The organism is Confluentibacter citreus (assembly GCF_002807055.1).
GTDB classification, from domain to species: Bacteria; Bacteroidota; Bacteroidia; order Flavobacteriales; family Flavobacteriaceae; genus Confluentibacter; species Confluentibacter citreus.
The window spans coordinates 98295-113387 of the sequence record NZ_NIXN01000003.1; the positions used below are offsets into that span (position 1 = coordinate 98295).

13 protein-coding genes are annotated in these 15093 nt (G+C 35.4%); 11 read left to right on the forward strand and 2 right to left on the reverse strand.

What is annotated here, in order from left to right:
- Window positions 1-16: 16 nt before the first annotated feature.
- From CDH49_RS08050 to CDH49_RS08080, 8 genes are all read left to right on the forward strand, one after another.
- A complete protein-coding gene (locus tag CDH49_RS08050; protein WP_204524809.1) occupies window positions 17-3397 on the forward strand; it encodes a TonB-dependent receptor in 3381 nt (1126 codons plus the stop codon).
- A gap of 13 nt (window positions 3398-3410) precedes the next feature.
- Window positions 3411-5108 carry a RagB/SusD family nutrient uptake outer membrane protein gene (locus CDH49_RS08055; protein ID WP_100615233.1) on the forward strand — a complete coding sequence of 566 codons (1698 nt, stop codon included), beginning with the start codon at window positions 3411-3413 and terminating at the stop codon, window positions 5106-5108.
- A 1016-nt stretch (window positions 5109-6124) separates the two neighbouring features.
- On the forward strand, window positions 6125-7210 hold the full coding sequence (locus CDH49_RS08060) for a sensor histidine kinase (RefSeq protein WP_100615003.1): 1086 nt from the start codon (window positions 6125-6127) through the stop codon (window positions 7208-7210).
- Window positions 7211-7215: 5 nt separating this feature from the next.
- Window positions 7216-8535: a sigma-54-dependent transcriptional regulator gene (locus tag CDH49_RS08065; protein ID WP_100615234.1), complete on the forward strand. Its 1320-nt coding sequence runs from the start codon at window positions 7216-7218 to the stop codon at window positions 8533-8535.
- A 191-nt stretch (window positions 8536-8726) separates the two neighbouring features.
- Complete coding sequence (locus CDH49_RS15625) at window positions 8727-8906, forward strand: hypothetical protein (protein WP_157805284.1); 180 nt, start codon at window positions 8727-8729, stop codon at window positions 8904-8906.
- 113 nt (window positions 8907-9019) lie between these two features.
- Window positions 9020-10324 (forward strand): Glu/Leu/Phe/Val family dehydrogenase, encoded by a 1305-nt coding sequence (locus tag CDH49_RS08070; RefSeq protein WP_100615004.1) that lies wholly within the window; start codon window positions 9020-9022, stop codon window positions 10322-10324.
- Window positions 10325-10335: 11 nt separating this feature from the next.
- Window positions 10336-10752: a GreA/GreB family elongation factor gene (locus CDH49_RS08075; protein WP_100615005.1), complete on the forward strand. Its 417-nt coding sequence runs from the start codon at window positions 10336-10338 to the stop codon at window positions 10750-10752.
- The gene (locus CDH49_RS08080; RefSeq protein ID WP_100615006.1) at window positions 10752-11141 is read left to right on the forward strand and encodes a hypothetical protein; all 390 of its coding nucleotides are present in this window, start codon (window positions 10752-10754) and stop codon (window positions 11139-11141) included. The genes CDH49_RS08075 and CDH49_RS08080 overlap by 1 nt, the downstream gene beginning before the upstream one ends.
- Before the next feature lie 274 nt (window positions 11142-11415).
- Here CDH49_RS08080 and CDH49_RS08085 read toward each other — a convergent pair whose 3' ends face one another.
- Entirely contained in the window at window positions 11416-11895 is a 480-nt protein-coding gene (locus tag CDH49_RS08085; protein WP_100615007.1) for a hypothetical protein, read from the reverse strand.
- A 296-nt stretch (window positions 11896-12191) separates the two neighbouring features.
- Here CDH49_RS08085 and CDH49_RS08090 point away from each other — a divergent pair, with 296 nt between their 5' ends.
- Window positions 12192-12566 (forward strand): VOC family protein, encoded by a 375-nt coding sequence (locus CDH49_RS08090; RefSeq protein ID WP_100615008.1) that lies wholly within the window; start codon window positions 12192-12194, stop codon window positions 12564-12566.
- A gap of 24 nt (window positions 12567-12590) precedes the next feature.
- Complete coding sequence (locus tag CDH49_RS08095) at window positions 12591-13085, forward strand: DUF7000 family protein (protein ID WP_193434724.1); 495 nt, start codon at window positions 12591-12593, stop codon at window positions 13083-13085.
- 89 nt (window positions 13086-13174) lie between these two features.
- Here the strand turns inward: CDH49_RS08095 and CDH49_RS08100 are convergent, their stop codons facing one another.
- Window positions 13175-13543 carry a cupin domain-containing protein gene (locus tag CDH49_RS08100; protein WP_100615010.1) on the reverse strand — a complete coding sequence of 123 codons (369 nt, stop codon included), beginning with the start codon at window positions 13541-13543 and terminating at the stop codon, window positions 13175-13177.
- 559 nt (window positions 13544-14102) lie between these two features.
- On the opposite strand from CDH49_RS08100, the gene CDH49_RS08105 reads away from it, so the two are divergent.
- The gene (locus tag CDH49_RS08105; RefSeq protein WP_157805285.1) at window positions 14103-14882 is read left to right on the forward strand and encodes a PIG-L deacetylase family protein; all 780 of its coding nucleotides are present in this window, start codon (window positions 14103-14105) and stop codon (window positions 14880-14882) included.
- Window positions 14883-15093 lie beyond the last annotated feature (211 nt).

The following is a 15093-nucleotide window of genomic DNA, read 5'->3' on the forward strand; positions in this document are numbered from 1 at the left end:
ACAAATTTAACTAATTATGAAAAAAATCAATCCTAACGGAATTGACTATTGTTCTATTCCTAATTTTAAATTAAAAATCAATCTTTTTTTTCTGTTTCTAATCATGGCTCTACTACAAGTACAAGCTAGCAGTACGTATGGCCAAAACACAAAAATCTCTCTAGACATGAAAGGCGCGACTTTAGCTAGTGTCATTGACGAAATAGAAAGCACTACTGAATTCAGATTTCTTTACAATCCAAAAAAACTTGATGTTACCAGGTTGACGAACATAAAAGTAAAAAAACAACCCATTAATATCATATTAAATTTATTATTCACTAACACAAATACCAAATATGAGGTCGTTGAAAAACAAATAGTCCTCTCTTATTCTGAAACATCGGTTCCAGAAAAAATTTCAGAACCGGTCCTTAGTACAGAACCTCCACAATTTCAAGTTTCTGGAACCGTAAAAGATGAATTTGGTGAACCATTACTTGGTGCTACTATAATTGTTTCTGGGACGTCAACAGGAACAACAACCGATTTTGATGGAAATTTTACCATTTCAGCCCCCAACAATGGCCAACTAATAATAAGTTATATAGGCTATACAACTCAAACTATAAATATTAATAATAGATCAACAATTGACATAGTATTGGCAGGGGACGCTATGAGTCTTGAAGAAACCATAGTCGTTGGATATGGAACTCAGAAAAAAATAACCCTTACGGGATCTGTGGTGGATGTAGATGGTGAAGAACTAACAAAATCACCAAATCCCAACGTTACGGCAACACTTCAAGGTAGATTACCTGGTTTAGTTGCCGTACAACGTTCTGGTGAACCTGGTAGAGATGACGCCAACATTTTAATTCGTGGTAATGGAACAACCGGTAACAATTCACCTCTCATAATTATAGATGGTGTAGAACGTAGTTTAATAGGAAGATTAAATCCAGAAGACATTGAAAGTATCTCTGTTTTAAAAGATGCCTCTGCCGCTATTTATGGTGCACGTGGTGGAAATGGCGTTATTCTGGTAACTACTAAAAAGGGCAAAATAGGAAAACCAGAATTTAGTGTGTCTTATAATAGTGCTTTTAACCGTCCAGCACAAATTCCTAATATGCTTGATGCACCAACTTATGCTCAAGTTTATAACGAAGGTGCCTTTTATAGAGCCGGCAGACCCGCTAGTGGCTATACTCCTTTTTATTCTGATAGTGATATTCAAAAATACGCTGATGGTTCAGATCCAATTTTATTTCCAAACACAGATTGGATGGGTGAAGTATTGAAGGATTACTCTCTTCAACAACGCCTCAATATGCAAGTAACCGGTGGATCGGAAGCTGTTAGATATTTGCTTACTTTTGGCGCCATCACTCAAGATGGAGATTTCAAATACAATCCTACTGATTATAAACAATTTAATTTTAGAGGAAAAATTGATGTAGATGTTAATGAAAATCTTAGTATAGGTGCAAATATAAGTGGCATCTTTTCAAAAAAAGAATACACAAACATTCCAAATAATGTTAATTTCGTAAACTTATTACAAGCTAGTCCGTTGTTAGTGGCTAAGTATCCAAACGGATTGATTGCACCTGGTAGATTTGGTGAAAGCCCTCTGTTATTAGACCAAAGAGGTTATGACAAAACTTATGATGAGCCTATCTATTCTACATTTACACTTGCTTATAAGGTACCTTTTGTAAAAGGATTAAGTATTGATGCTTCATACAATTACGATTTAAGCCATGTATTTCAAAAAAGACTTAGTTTACCCTATACGTATCATGAGTATAATGTTAATACGCAAGAATATGATTTAAAACAAGGTACTGGGGCTTCAACTGTAGAACTTTGGGATAGATATACCAGATATACAACTAAATTGTTTAACTATAGGTTTTCTTATGATAATACATTTGGAGATCATCATTTAGCGGCTATGGTTGGTCAAGAAACTCAACAAAATACCTCTTCTTTTGCCGAAGCCTACCGTAGAAATTTTGTAAGCCCGGCCATTCACCAAATCAATGCGGGAAGCACTGATCCAGACGATAAAAATAATAGTGGTAATGCTACGGCTACGGCTCGAAATAATTATTTTGGTCGTTTTAATTATGATTTTCAATCCAAATACTTATTTGAGTTTTCTTTCCGCTATGAAGGTTCTCAAAATTTCCCTGAAGGTAAACGTTACGGCTTCTTCCCTGCTATTCAAGGTGGATGGGTTTTATCTCAAGAGAAATTCATTCAAGAGGCGCTTCCATTTGTTAGTAACTTAAAAGTGAGAGCAACCTATGGAGAAGTTGGTAACGACCGTATAGGGCAATTTCAATATTTACAATTATTTTCTTTAGGAGGCAATTATGTGTTTGGCAGCAGTGATGCACCTGGTGTAACATCAAATGTGTTACCCAATCCCAATGTAACTTGGGAAGTGAGTCGGAAAACAGACGTTGGATTATCTGGCTCTCTTTGGAATGGATTGTTAGGATTTGATTTTACCTATTTCATGGAAAAAAGAACTGAAATTTTAACAGCTAGAAATCTTTCCATACCAAGCATTTTAGGGTTTCCTGGCTTACCACCTGAAAATATTGGAAAGGTTGACAATAAAGGTTTTGAAATTATATTAAACCACAGAAACACCATTAAAGATTTAACATATAGTGTTTCAGCAAATATGGGTTATGTAAGGAGTAATGTTGTGTTTTTGGATGAAACGCCAAATCCTAACGCACTATGGAAAAGTGTGGAAGGCCATCCAGTAGGTGCCGGTTTATATTATCAAGCTGATGGTATATTCAATAACCAAGAAGAATTGGATGCATATCCGCATCAAAATGGCACCCAACTTGGAGACGTTAAAATTGTTGATTATAATGGCGATGGCGTTATTAACCAAGATGATCAATTTAGGTTTGATAAAACGGCGACTCCTGAAATTGTATTTGGTATGAGCATGAATTTTGAATGGCGTAACATAGACTTAAATCTTTTCTTTCAAGGACAAACTAATGCTTATACCTATGATGGTGATTTTGCCAATTTAGGAAATGCAGATTTCAGTAATGGTTTTGTTTCAAGAGCTGCTAATCGTTGGACTCCGGGCAATCCCAATGGTACTATGCCTAGAGCAGATAGTTGGTCTCCTGGAGCCAATACATTCTTTTTATATGACGCTACTTTTGTTAGGTTGAAAAGTATGGAATTGGGTTGGACGTTACCAAATAAATTAATTGAGTCAACCGGTGTTACTGGTGTTCGTTTCTACGCTAGTGGATTCAATCTACTTACTTGGGCTAAAGAAAAGAAATGGTCTGACCCTGAAGGTACAACCGCATTGGTTTATCCTCAACTAAGAACTATAAACTTAGGTGTTAATGTTAAATTTTAAAAAAAGCAGAAAAATGAAAAAATTAATTTTATTAATCACAGTGTTTTTTGCATGTTATTCATGTAGTGATGACATTCTTGACCTCACGCCAATTGATCGAATTAGCGAAGCTTCAGTATGGAGTGATGCCAAACTTACAACGGCATACCATACCGAATTATATAATGTTTTACAGCATGGGTATAAAATACACATGCAGTCTAAAGCAACAGATGAAGCTTTCAACAGTATCTCATGGGATATTGGCAACATACCTAGAGGCAATATGAATGCCGACAATGTTGGCAGTGTAGCAAACAACCATTGGACTGGAGGCGGTAATGTTTATTTTTGGAATACGGGTTTTTCCTATCTAAGAAAAATAAACCTTTTCCTTGAGCAAATGGAAATTAGCACTTTAGAGTTTAGCAATAAAGACCAGTTAATTGCCGAAGCAAAATTTTTGAGAGCTTTTATTTATTTTGAATTTATTAAAAGATTTGGAGGTGTACCTATTATAGATAAAACCTATAATTTAGGTGATGAGTTTAGCTTTACAAGAAACACTTTTGATGAATGCCTAACATTCATAGAGAATGATTTAAATGCTGCTATTCCAGATTTACCTGCCAAATATGCCTCAACGGATGGTAATTTTGGTAGAGCTACTGCAGATGCTTGTAAAGCATTAAAATCCCGTATGTTTTTATATGCAGCTTCACCGCTTTGGAACCCATCCAATGATTTAACAAAATGGCAAAAAGCTGCAGATGCCGCTGAGGACTTGTTAACTAGCTACTCATTACATCCAGATTACACTACTTTGTTTAACCAACCGAGCGGTTCTGCAAACAATGAACTAATATTTACTAGGCAGTTTTCAGTCACTAATTTTCACCAAGCCCCTATGCACAATTTAGGGCGCCGTTATGGAGCTTACGGTGGATGGTGGTCCAGCAATGGACCTTCTCAAAACTTAGTAGATGATTATGATATGACTAATGGTGAGCCTCCCTTTATCTATTCTGGCTCTGGTGCTTCATACACGAAAACCATCAACCCAACATCGGGTTATGACCCTCAAAATCCTTATGCTAATAGAGACCCCCGTTTAGAGGCTTCAATCATTCATGATGCTAGCATATATCACGGAGACACTTTTGAAATGTGGGTATCTCCCAATGGTAGCACATATGGATATGATTCCTACAAAAACAGCAGTGACAACCCCCGTTCAAATTATCAAATGAGAAAGTTTATGCCAGATGATAATACTGACATTAGTTGGCAATATAACTATACCAACCCATGGATATTCTTCCGTTTGGGTGAAATTTACCTAAACTATGCTGAAGCTAAATTTGAACTTGGTGATGAAGACACGGCTAGAGACTATGTTTCAATGGTTAGAGCAAGACCTACGGTAAATATGCCTGAAATTCCAGATACCGTTACAGGGGAGGAATTAAGACAAAGGATATACAACGAGCGTAGAATAGAATTAGCGTTTGAAGAGCATAGATATTGGGATGTTAGAAGATGGAAAATTGCCGAGGATATTGAAAGTAGGCCCATTTATGGTATGGATATTATTCTAGATGGTAGTACAAAAACGTATACACCTATTTTACTACTAGAGAGAACATTTTTGCCAGAAATGTATTTACTACCCATTGAGACAAATGAACTTAATAGGAACAATAATAGTATAAGCCAAACACCTGGTTGGTAATAATTAAAATTTTAGTTAGTTTATATATTTAGTTAATAAAAGTGTGTCATTTGCTTTGTTCAAATGGCACATTTTTTTTTCACCCTAAGAACAACTTTACAAGCTAAATATTAACCAAAAAACTGAGTATTTCTTAGGCCGTTTGAGAATACTTTTGCTTTGGTTTCTTTTGTCATGGTCTATGGTGTTATATAGTCATTCACAATAATTAATGCAGGGATTTGTGTTTCAGGGTTTCACGGCTCAAGAATTAAAATAATTAAATGTGATAAAAAACCCCGAAGCTTAAAACTTAAACTTCAGGGTTTCTACATTATTATATTAAGTTAATCTTACTTTGGTTTGCAAATAGGTCTATTTGCGTTTTCTAGTTTGCTGAGCTTCCAGTTTCATTTTAATTTTCTCCTGTTTCTTAGTTTTTAAGTCAACTTTAGGAGCTTTTAAAGTTTTTCCTCTTGCCATAACTTATAAAATTTAATGTTATATATGATTACAATGTATTGCAGACCAAACCTTAAACCACGAGGCATCTATCAATAGTTCTCACGATTGATATAGTTATAATAAGTATTAAGATTATCGGACTGTATGAAGCACCCTCGTCGTGCTTATAAAGCCGGGAAGATGATTTTCAATTTATGGATTTGAAAGATTTTTTGACTTGTAAAACAATAGCCAAAAGCCTTACTACTTTTTAGAAAACTACTACTATTTTTAAAATTTCTAAATACCATAGCAAACCTAGAAGATTAACTGCAAACATAAAAAATTATATATCATAGACAGTTAATATATTCTTAAATTCCAGGTAGTTAAAATGAATCCTAATTATTAATGCCAATAATCATTGTGACCATCAATATAAATTAGGATTAAAAGGAACCATTATATAATTATGTGTTTAGACATATTTAAAAAATTGATGAAAGTTTCGCTACAATGATAATTTTTTGATTATTTTCATAAAGCCCGAGGTTTCCAAATAACACAAAGGTTTATCAATTAAATACAGTATCATGAATTCAACCGAAACGGCATTAAAAGAGCGTATTAAGGAATTAACCTGTCTTTATAAAGTGTCGTCCATAATTTCAATGGCTCATGCTGAAAGTATTGACAATACATTAAAGGCGATCGCTTCCTGTTTGAAAGAGGCCTTTCAGTTTCCTGAGCAGATGGAAGTCATTATTGACACGCAAGATGCCATCAGTCAAGTTTTAGATAAAACGGAAGCCGTTTCCATACATAGTGATATTTTGGTTTTTAATAAAAAAAATGGCTGCATTTATGTGACGTATAAAGAAGACGTAAATACCCCATTTGTTTTTTTAAAAGAAGAACAACTTTTAATTAATAATGTGGCATTAAAAATTGGTGATTTATTAGAACGTATTGAAATCAGGAATAATGAAATAGCCTTAAAACGCCAAATGGAGAAAGCCGACAGATTGGCTATTTTAGGTGAACTAACAGCTGGTATCGCCCACGAACTAAATACTCCGCTTGCTAATATTTTAGGCTTTTCAGAATTGTTAAAGTCAAAACTAAAGACAGATGAAGCGTCGGTAGCCGATTTAGATAAAATCATTAATAGTGCTATTTATTCTCGAGAAGTTGTTAAAAAACTAATGTTTTTTGCTTGTGAAATGCCGCAGGAAATGAAACGTGTAAACATTGTGCCCATCATAAAAAATGCGATGAATTTGTTGGAGTTAACGTTTCGAAAAAACCAAGTTAAATACATTGCTACGATTGATGACGACGTCATCATGTTGCGGGCAGATTCGGTTCAATTGACCCAAATAATTTTTAATTTATTAATCAATGCGATCTACTTTTCACCAGAAAACGGATTGGTAACCATATCGGCCTCACAAAATAAAAAGGCCGTCATCATTAAAATTTCTGATGAAGGCACTGGGTTAAGTGATGAGGCTTTAGAAAAAGTATTTCAACCTTTTTACAGTACAAAGCCTGTTGGAGAAGGTTCGGGCTTGGGTTTAAGCGTAGTTCATGGTATTGTTATGAGTCATAAGGGTACTATTTTAGTAAAGAATAATCCGCTTAAAGGCTCTACCTTTACAGTCACATTACCAAAATAACCATGATGCAGTTCCGAAAAGAAAATATATTGGTTGTAGATGATGATATCCATATTTTGGAGTTATTACATCGTCATTTGCAATCATGGAACTATCATACCTATAAAGCTGTTTCGGTAAAAGAAGCGGTTGCTATTTTAAGGGACACGTCTATTGATTTACTGATTACGGATTTAAAAATGCCAGAGATAGATGGGTTTGAACTCATTAAATTTGTTTCTGAACATTACCCCAAACTTCCTAAATTAGTGGTTACAGGGTACCCATCCATACAGGATTCGTTAGCGGCCATAAAATCTAATGTACACTATCTTACAAAACCTTTTACAAAAGAAGAGCTAAAGGCTGCTATGGATAATAGTTTGTCCAAAAGTGAAAAACACTCTAAAACCATCATTCAGCCAGAAGATAAAAAAGCATACGGGGACATTATAGGCGCTTCCCAAAAGATTGATAAAGTCATTCAAATTATTGAACGGGTAAAGGACAACAAAGCCACTGTTTTTATAAATGGCGAAAGTGGTACTGGTAAAGAATTAGTGGCACGTGCCATTCATTATCAAGGTAAATATGCCAGAGCTCCGTTTATTTCGGTGAATTGTGGAGGCATTCCCGAAAACCTATTGGAAGCTGAACTCTTTGGCTATGTTAAAGGCGCATTTACAGGAGCGGATACCAATAGGGATGGTTATTTTCAGGCCGCCCATGGAGGCACCATTTTCTTGGATGAAATTGGCAATGCGTCCTTAGCGGTTCAATCCAGATTATTACGTGTTTTACAGGAAAAAGAGGTTGTCAAAGTAGGTTCCCAAAAAACCGAAAAAGTAGATGTACGTATTATTGCAGCCACCAATAGCAACTTAAGGGACCTAATAAAAAAACAAACATTTAGGGAGGATTTGTATTATCGACTTACCGTTGTGGAAATCCATGTAGCACCGTTAAGGGAACGCAAAGAAGATATTCCGTTGTTGGTAGATAAGTTTCTATTTAAATACGGCGTAGAATACAAAGACCGCTTTGTGAAGATAAGTCCGGAAGCATTAAATATACTGCAACGCTACGATTGGCCTGGAAACATCCGGGAATTGGAAAACGTGATTCAACGTGCCGTAATCATGTGCGATAAAATAATAGACGTAGAACATCTTCCCCACGCCCTAAAGCATACTATTGAATTTTCAAGTGAAAAACTCATGTCGCTGAAGGACATGGAAAAACGGTACATCCAAAAGGTCTTGAATAGTACCAATAACAATAAAACCAAAGCTGCTGAAATTCTTGGAATTGACAGAAAGACCATTCGTCAAAAGCTTTCAGAATAAACTAACTAAATTATAATAGCATTTTTGGAACATTTTGCCCCAGCTGGGTAAATATGTACCACTCCTCTACTTTTTATTTACAATCATAAAACCCTTAAACCCCTTGTGTTTAAAGGGGTTTACTGTGTTTGGGCTTTTTATGGCACGCACTGGCATATATATTGTCTTATTGTAGAAAAACAATTATACCTATGAAGACAAATCAATTTAATATATGCCCCTCCTGTATGCATGTAACGACTTGTGTGCTTACCAAGCAAAAAAGTCTGGTATGGGCATGCAGTGAATATGATGAATTGATAGTAAAACCTATGGTATCCAACAAAATGGATATAAATCAAAACATAGATTATCAACAGATACATTATTAATAAAATTCATTATTAAACAACGGTAAGGATAAAAAAGTAAACTACTGAGTTACATATAACCAACATTAGTTGGAACAGACTTTAGAAGTATTAAAAAATATAAGAACAGCATCATGGAAATAATGACAGAAGAATTAAATTCTAAGACAAAAAATGTGTTAAAAAGAGGGATGATGGATAATGTGATGGAGCAATTTAACCGTGCAGCCAATCACATCCATTTAAACCCAAACATCCGTAAGATTTTAAGCATCACCAACAATGAACTCGTCATTCATTTTCCAGTAAAAATGGATAATGGGGACGTTGAGATATTTAGAGGGTATCGTGTGCAACATAATAACGCATTAGGCCCTTATAAAGGCGGTTTACGTTACCATCCCACGGTTGATATTGATGCAGCAAGAGCCCTTGCTATGTGGATGACCTGGAAAACGTCGCTTGCCGGTTTGCCCTATGGTGGTGGTAAAGGTGGTATCCAATTAGATCCTTCAAAATATTCGCAAGGTGAATTGGAACGTATTACGAGAAGATTCACGTTTGCCTTGGCTGACAATATAGGACCAGAGCATGATATTCCTGCACCCGATCTTAATACGAACAGCCAAACCATGGCTTGGATTGCTGATACCTATATGAGTACCAGACCACCAGCCGAACGTTCGGCAAACCAACACGTTGTAACAGGTAAACCTGTAGAAAGTGGCGGATTGGAAGGCCGTGATAGAGCAACAGGGTTCGGTGTGTATTTGAGTATTAAATTCTGGCTACATGGTAACCATGAGACACTAAAAGGAAAGCGCTTTATTGTACAAGGTTTCGGTAATGTTGGATATTGGGCGGCTTACTTTTTAGAACAAGAAGGCGCTAAACTAGTAGCGGTTCAAGATGTTTTTGGAAGCCTCTATAACCCTGAAGGAATTCAGGTAGAAAAGCTATATAACTATAGCACATCCAACAAAGGAAACATTGCAGGTTTTCCAGAAGCATCCATTATAGACAAGGATGATTTCTTTGGCGTGGACTGTGATATTTGTATTCCAGCAGCCCTCGGGAATCAAATAACAAAAGAAACCGCACCAAAAATTAAGGCAAGATTAGTAGCTGAAGGCGCCAACGGACCTACAGATATAGAAGGCGAAAAAATTCTTTTAGCCAAAGGAATTACCATCATACCTGATATTTTATGTAATTCGGGAGGTGTTATTGCTAGCTATTTTGAGTGGCTACAAAACCGAAGTGGTGAAATGTGGCATATAGACGAGGTTATGGATAAACTGGAAAAGAAATTAAAAAATTCCTTTGATAAAGTTCATGAATATGCCAAAAATGAAGGCATAGATATGCGAACAGCGGCCTATTGCATTGCCATCACAAGAATTGAAAAAGCTTATGTACAACGCGGGATTTTCCCATAAATAATGAAAAAATGAAATACGGAAATTTAATGTTAGAAAAAAAGGAGTATGTATATATTAAGCGCATACTCAACATTTCTGGATATGTAGGGGATCATGAAATTCAAAAATCATTGAGAAAATTTACAGAAGAGTTAAAAACGGCGCACATTCTGGACGAAGAAGACATGCCCCAAGATGTGGTACGCTTAAATAGTATCGTAACCGTAACGTCTGATAATAAATGGGAAAAAACCATTCAGATTGTTCAACCTTCAGAGAAAGATATAAAAAACAATAAGGTTTCCATACTTACACCCATGGGAGCCGCTTTGTTTGGGTATTCCGTAAATGATATTGTACATTGGGAATTCCCAACGGGAGAGATAGAACTAAAGGTGATTGATGTTAATCAACAAGCACAAGAAAAAAATTTAATATACTACTAATGGAAAAAATTGAAAATCACGACTCCGATGTAGATGTGTTACACAAATACAACTTTATAGAACTAAAAGGCTGGGCAAATCAGCTGCAATACATAGATAATGAAATAGATAAACTGTTGAATTTATATGCGCAATCTATTCATGGCAATGAGATTCCAAAGAACATTTTAATGCTATTTTCTAAACGTAAAAAAGCCAATAAACAACTTTTAGAGACCGTTCTATCATATTCCAACACCTATACAAAAGTAACGGAATGTGATGATATACAATGTGATATTGCTTATTTAAGAGAGTACGAACAACTTCGAAAAAGTTTTCAATACCATCTTGAAAAATACCAAAGGCTTAAAAATACCTTGTATGACAATGCGTTTCAAAAATTATAATGTTAGGTACCAGGATTGCCAACAACTATTTTATAGTTTGATGGTATCTTGTAAATAGAAATTCCAAATCTTCTATAGACCAGATGTGAGAGTTGATTTTATTATGTTAGTGTGTTTTTAAAGCCGTGGAAGACTATTTTTCTGCGGCTTTTTTATTCTGATAGCCCAAATTGACAAACTTCAACCAATACAGAGGCTCGCAAACGTCTACTATAAATTAAAAAACCCTTTATACACTAGGTACAAAGGGCTCTTTTTTTGATTTATGAATAAATTAATTTCTATAGGGATTGGAAGTGGTCCATTGCCCATAGCTTATAAACTGTGACTCATTTAGAATGGTTTTCAAATGATCGCTTTGATGTTTCATTCTATCTTCTATGGCCATCATTTTTTGAGGATTATCTTGCTTCCATGCATCCATGGACATACGTGTTTCGGTTTCATATTTCCCAATTTGTTCCTCTGTCATATTTAAAGACGTATACATTTGCGCATTCCTTTGTTTATCATATGCTTCTTGTTCTTCTTGAGTAAGACCTCGATCTTGTAGGGAGCTATTTGTTGCCTCAGTATTCATAGCACTACTACCGCTATTGATATTATCCTCCCCGTTCAAATTATCAATTTCTTGAGCATCTCTCGTGTAAGAGGTATCTGACGCCCCCTCTGTTCCCGCCTGTTTGGTTGAATTGCCACATGAAATTGCTAATAAAGCAAACATGCTCAGTAAAATTTTGATCCCATTTTTCATATCTATTTGTTTTTAAGTTTAACCGCCAAATTAAGACTACTTTATAAAATGTACGTGCTTTATCTATTTAATAAGTACCTCAAAAACAATAGGTTATTAACACAATTGAAATAAGAAGATGATTGACAAATATGCCTATTACATACTTTAAGCTAGGCGAATACCAAGTTGCAAAACAGCGAAAAAACCAAATAAACTGATTTGCGAAAAACAGAAATTGTTTGGATGTTTTGTAGGAAAGGGCTATGTTTGGTTTGTATTAAAAAAGAAAAAAGCAACTTGAAAAACTAAAAACAATGAACCCAAAATTTGAAGCAGGCATTAACATCGCCATAAAAATACCTAAACACAAATACGAACAAACAATTGCTTTTTACAGGGATATTTTAAAGCTGAAAGTCGAAGAAAAACCCATAGATAATCCAACCGTTTCAAGAACCCATGAAGTGACATTCGGCAATAATATTCTTTGGTTGGACTGTGTGGACAACTACACCCATTCCGAAACGTGGTTACAACTTACCGTTCCTGATATAGAAGAAGCAACACTGTATTTACAAACAAATGGTGTGGAGACTTGCGACGACATTGAAGAACTTCCAAAAAACATGCACTGGATTCAAGATCCGGCAGGAACCGTATTTAACGTGCAAGATAGAACCATAAAGTAAACTAATGAACCAGGATTTTGCATAATGAAAGATTTAAATCATTACGTAGATATATATAAAGAACAGCTGAAAAAGGGCGACATTCAAGAAGCCTATACAGCACTTGTAAAGTATGTAACGCGACTTGGCACAACGCTTTCCAAGAATCTTTCTGAAAGCTATTCATTTGGAAGCCTATTCCAAGGTTATATGGATTATACCTATTTTTATTACTCCAACGATTTCTTAAAAAAGAGAAAACTGAAAATGGGACTTGTATTAAATCATTCGAAAATGCAATTTGAAGTTTGGCTTTTAGGACAAACGATTCCCATCCAAGAAAAATACTGGCACTATTTTAAAACAACTAAGTGGAATGAACACAGAACAACCAAACCCCAATATGCCATTCTCGAGACTGTGTTAATTGAAAATCCAAACTTTAACGATTTGGACGTGCTTTCTAAACAAATTGAAGACAATTTAGTGTTGGTAACCCAAGACATCATACAAGACATAAAAAGAAGTAAACTAACCTAAAAGCACAGCCAGTTGTATGTTTTAAAGTCTGCCCTTAGTGGCAATAAACCACTAAACAACGCCTCACATAAAGTTGAACATACTTTGTTTTATTCATAGCCACTTTTTATAACGGTTAAGATTAATTTAAAACGTCCGTTAGGTTTAATATGACTAGGTTTATCGGCGGGTATCAAAATGCCATCACCCGTTTGAAGTGTAGATGCCTTACCATCAATCTCAATAATGGCGCTGCCATCAATAAGTTGTACGTAAGTATCGTAAGGAGACGTCCGCTCATTTAGTCCTTCGCCACTGGCAAAAGAGAGCGCATTTATAGAACCAGTTGCTTTTTTCATGATGGACTTACTTACCACAGAATCATGTTCATATTCTATTAACTCCACAATAATATGGGCATCGCCTTTATCAATCGCTCCATCTTTGCTTGGTAATTTTTCCAGTTCTTTTGTATCCATGGTATCTCATTTTAAGGTGTAAACGTCCGTTAATAACAAATTTCAAGCTATTATGCTGAAAAACAGTTACATGATTTAGGGAAAAGGTTGTATCATTCTTGCTTAGCAACACCCTCTATCAATATAACAAAGAGGGTTTTGTTGGTGTCTTGTTCGAGGACAGGTTTGGTGTATTTTTTAAAAATGGGGCTTTGTACGAACAATGGGTGGAGTAAACTAATTCTCTACGGCAACGTCATTGCGAGGCACGAAGCAATCTCACCAACGTCATTGCGAGGCACGAAGCAATCTCATGATGCAGAACTACCATTAAAAAGATTGCTTAGTCGTACCTCCTCGCAATGACGCAACAAACAGATTGCCGCATTAGTGCCTCCTTCGCAATGACGGATAGCTTCGACGTACAAGACCATCGATAAAACCTAGGAAAATGACATTCTAAAATAGTAAGTCAGTGCTTGGATTTGTTGTAAGAAAAGGCTAAGTTTGGTTGATTTATAAAAAAGAAGAAAAAGTTTCGCATATAAACTAGTTGTATGCAATTAAAACAAATCTAGATGTGAAAAGACTATTCTCAATTATATTTTTTATGGTTTTTCTTTTTTCATTCAAAACAAGTCACATTAAAAAAGAGAACATTTTGGTGGTTTTAGCACACCCAGATGATGAAACTGCATTTTCACCCGTCTTGAAAAAATATAGTAAGACGCATAAAATATATCTTTTAATTGCTACAGACGGCAGATATGGACAGCCCAAAAAGGCTATTCCGGTCGATTCCTTAATTGAGATAAGAAAAAATGAAACCAGATGTGCTTGTAACCTTCTTGGCCTGGAGACACCCGTCTTTTTAGGATTTACTGATGGTTTTGATTCGAGTTTAGGAATTCCTGAATATTTCAAACAATCAAAACTACTCAAAGAAAAAATTACTGAGAAAATTAAGGATATTAACCCTGAATTTATTTTGACTTTTGGTCCAGATGGCGATACGGGGCATTCAGACCATCGAATGGTAAGCGATATGACTACTGAAATCATTTTGAGCAATAAATGGGCAAGCACTTATCCATTGTACTATCTGGGATGGACCAAAGCTGATAGCGAAAAATTTAAAATGATTGGTGGTTTAAATACCGTACATCCTGACTATTTAAACGTTTCTATTAAATATTCTCAAGATGAAGAAAATGAAGCCTTGAAAATTCTAGATTGCTATAAAAGTCAGTTTAGTGAAAATGAAATTAGTGAGTGGAAAACGGCCGAAATAAAAGACACCACAAATACTCTGTATTTTAGACAGTTAATTCTATCGAAGAAACGAAAGGAAAAATTTTAATAATTAATAATAACTGCGTACAACACCGGCCATAGCTCTTTGCTTCTAACTTTCCTCGCGGAAAGTCCTCGCCTCCAAACACTCAACTTTCCATACACGAACACGTTAGACAATTTAACAACAGCCTCACAAGAAAATCTCAAAACCCAAAAATCCAACATTAAATAAAACCACCCCATTCCAATAAAAACAAAACCAACATTATTAAACC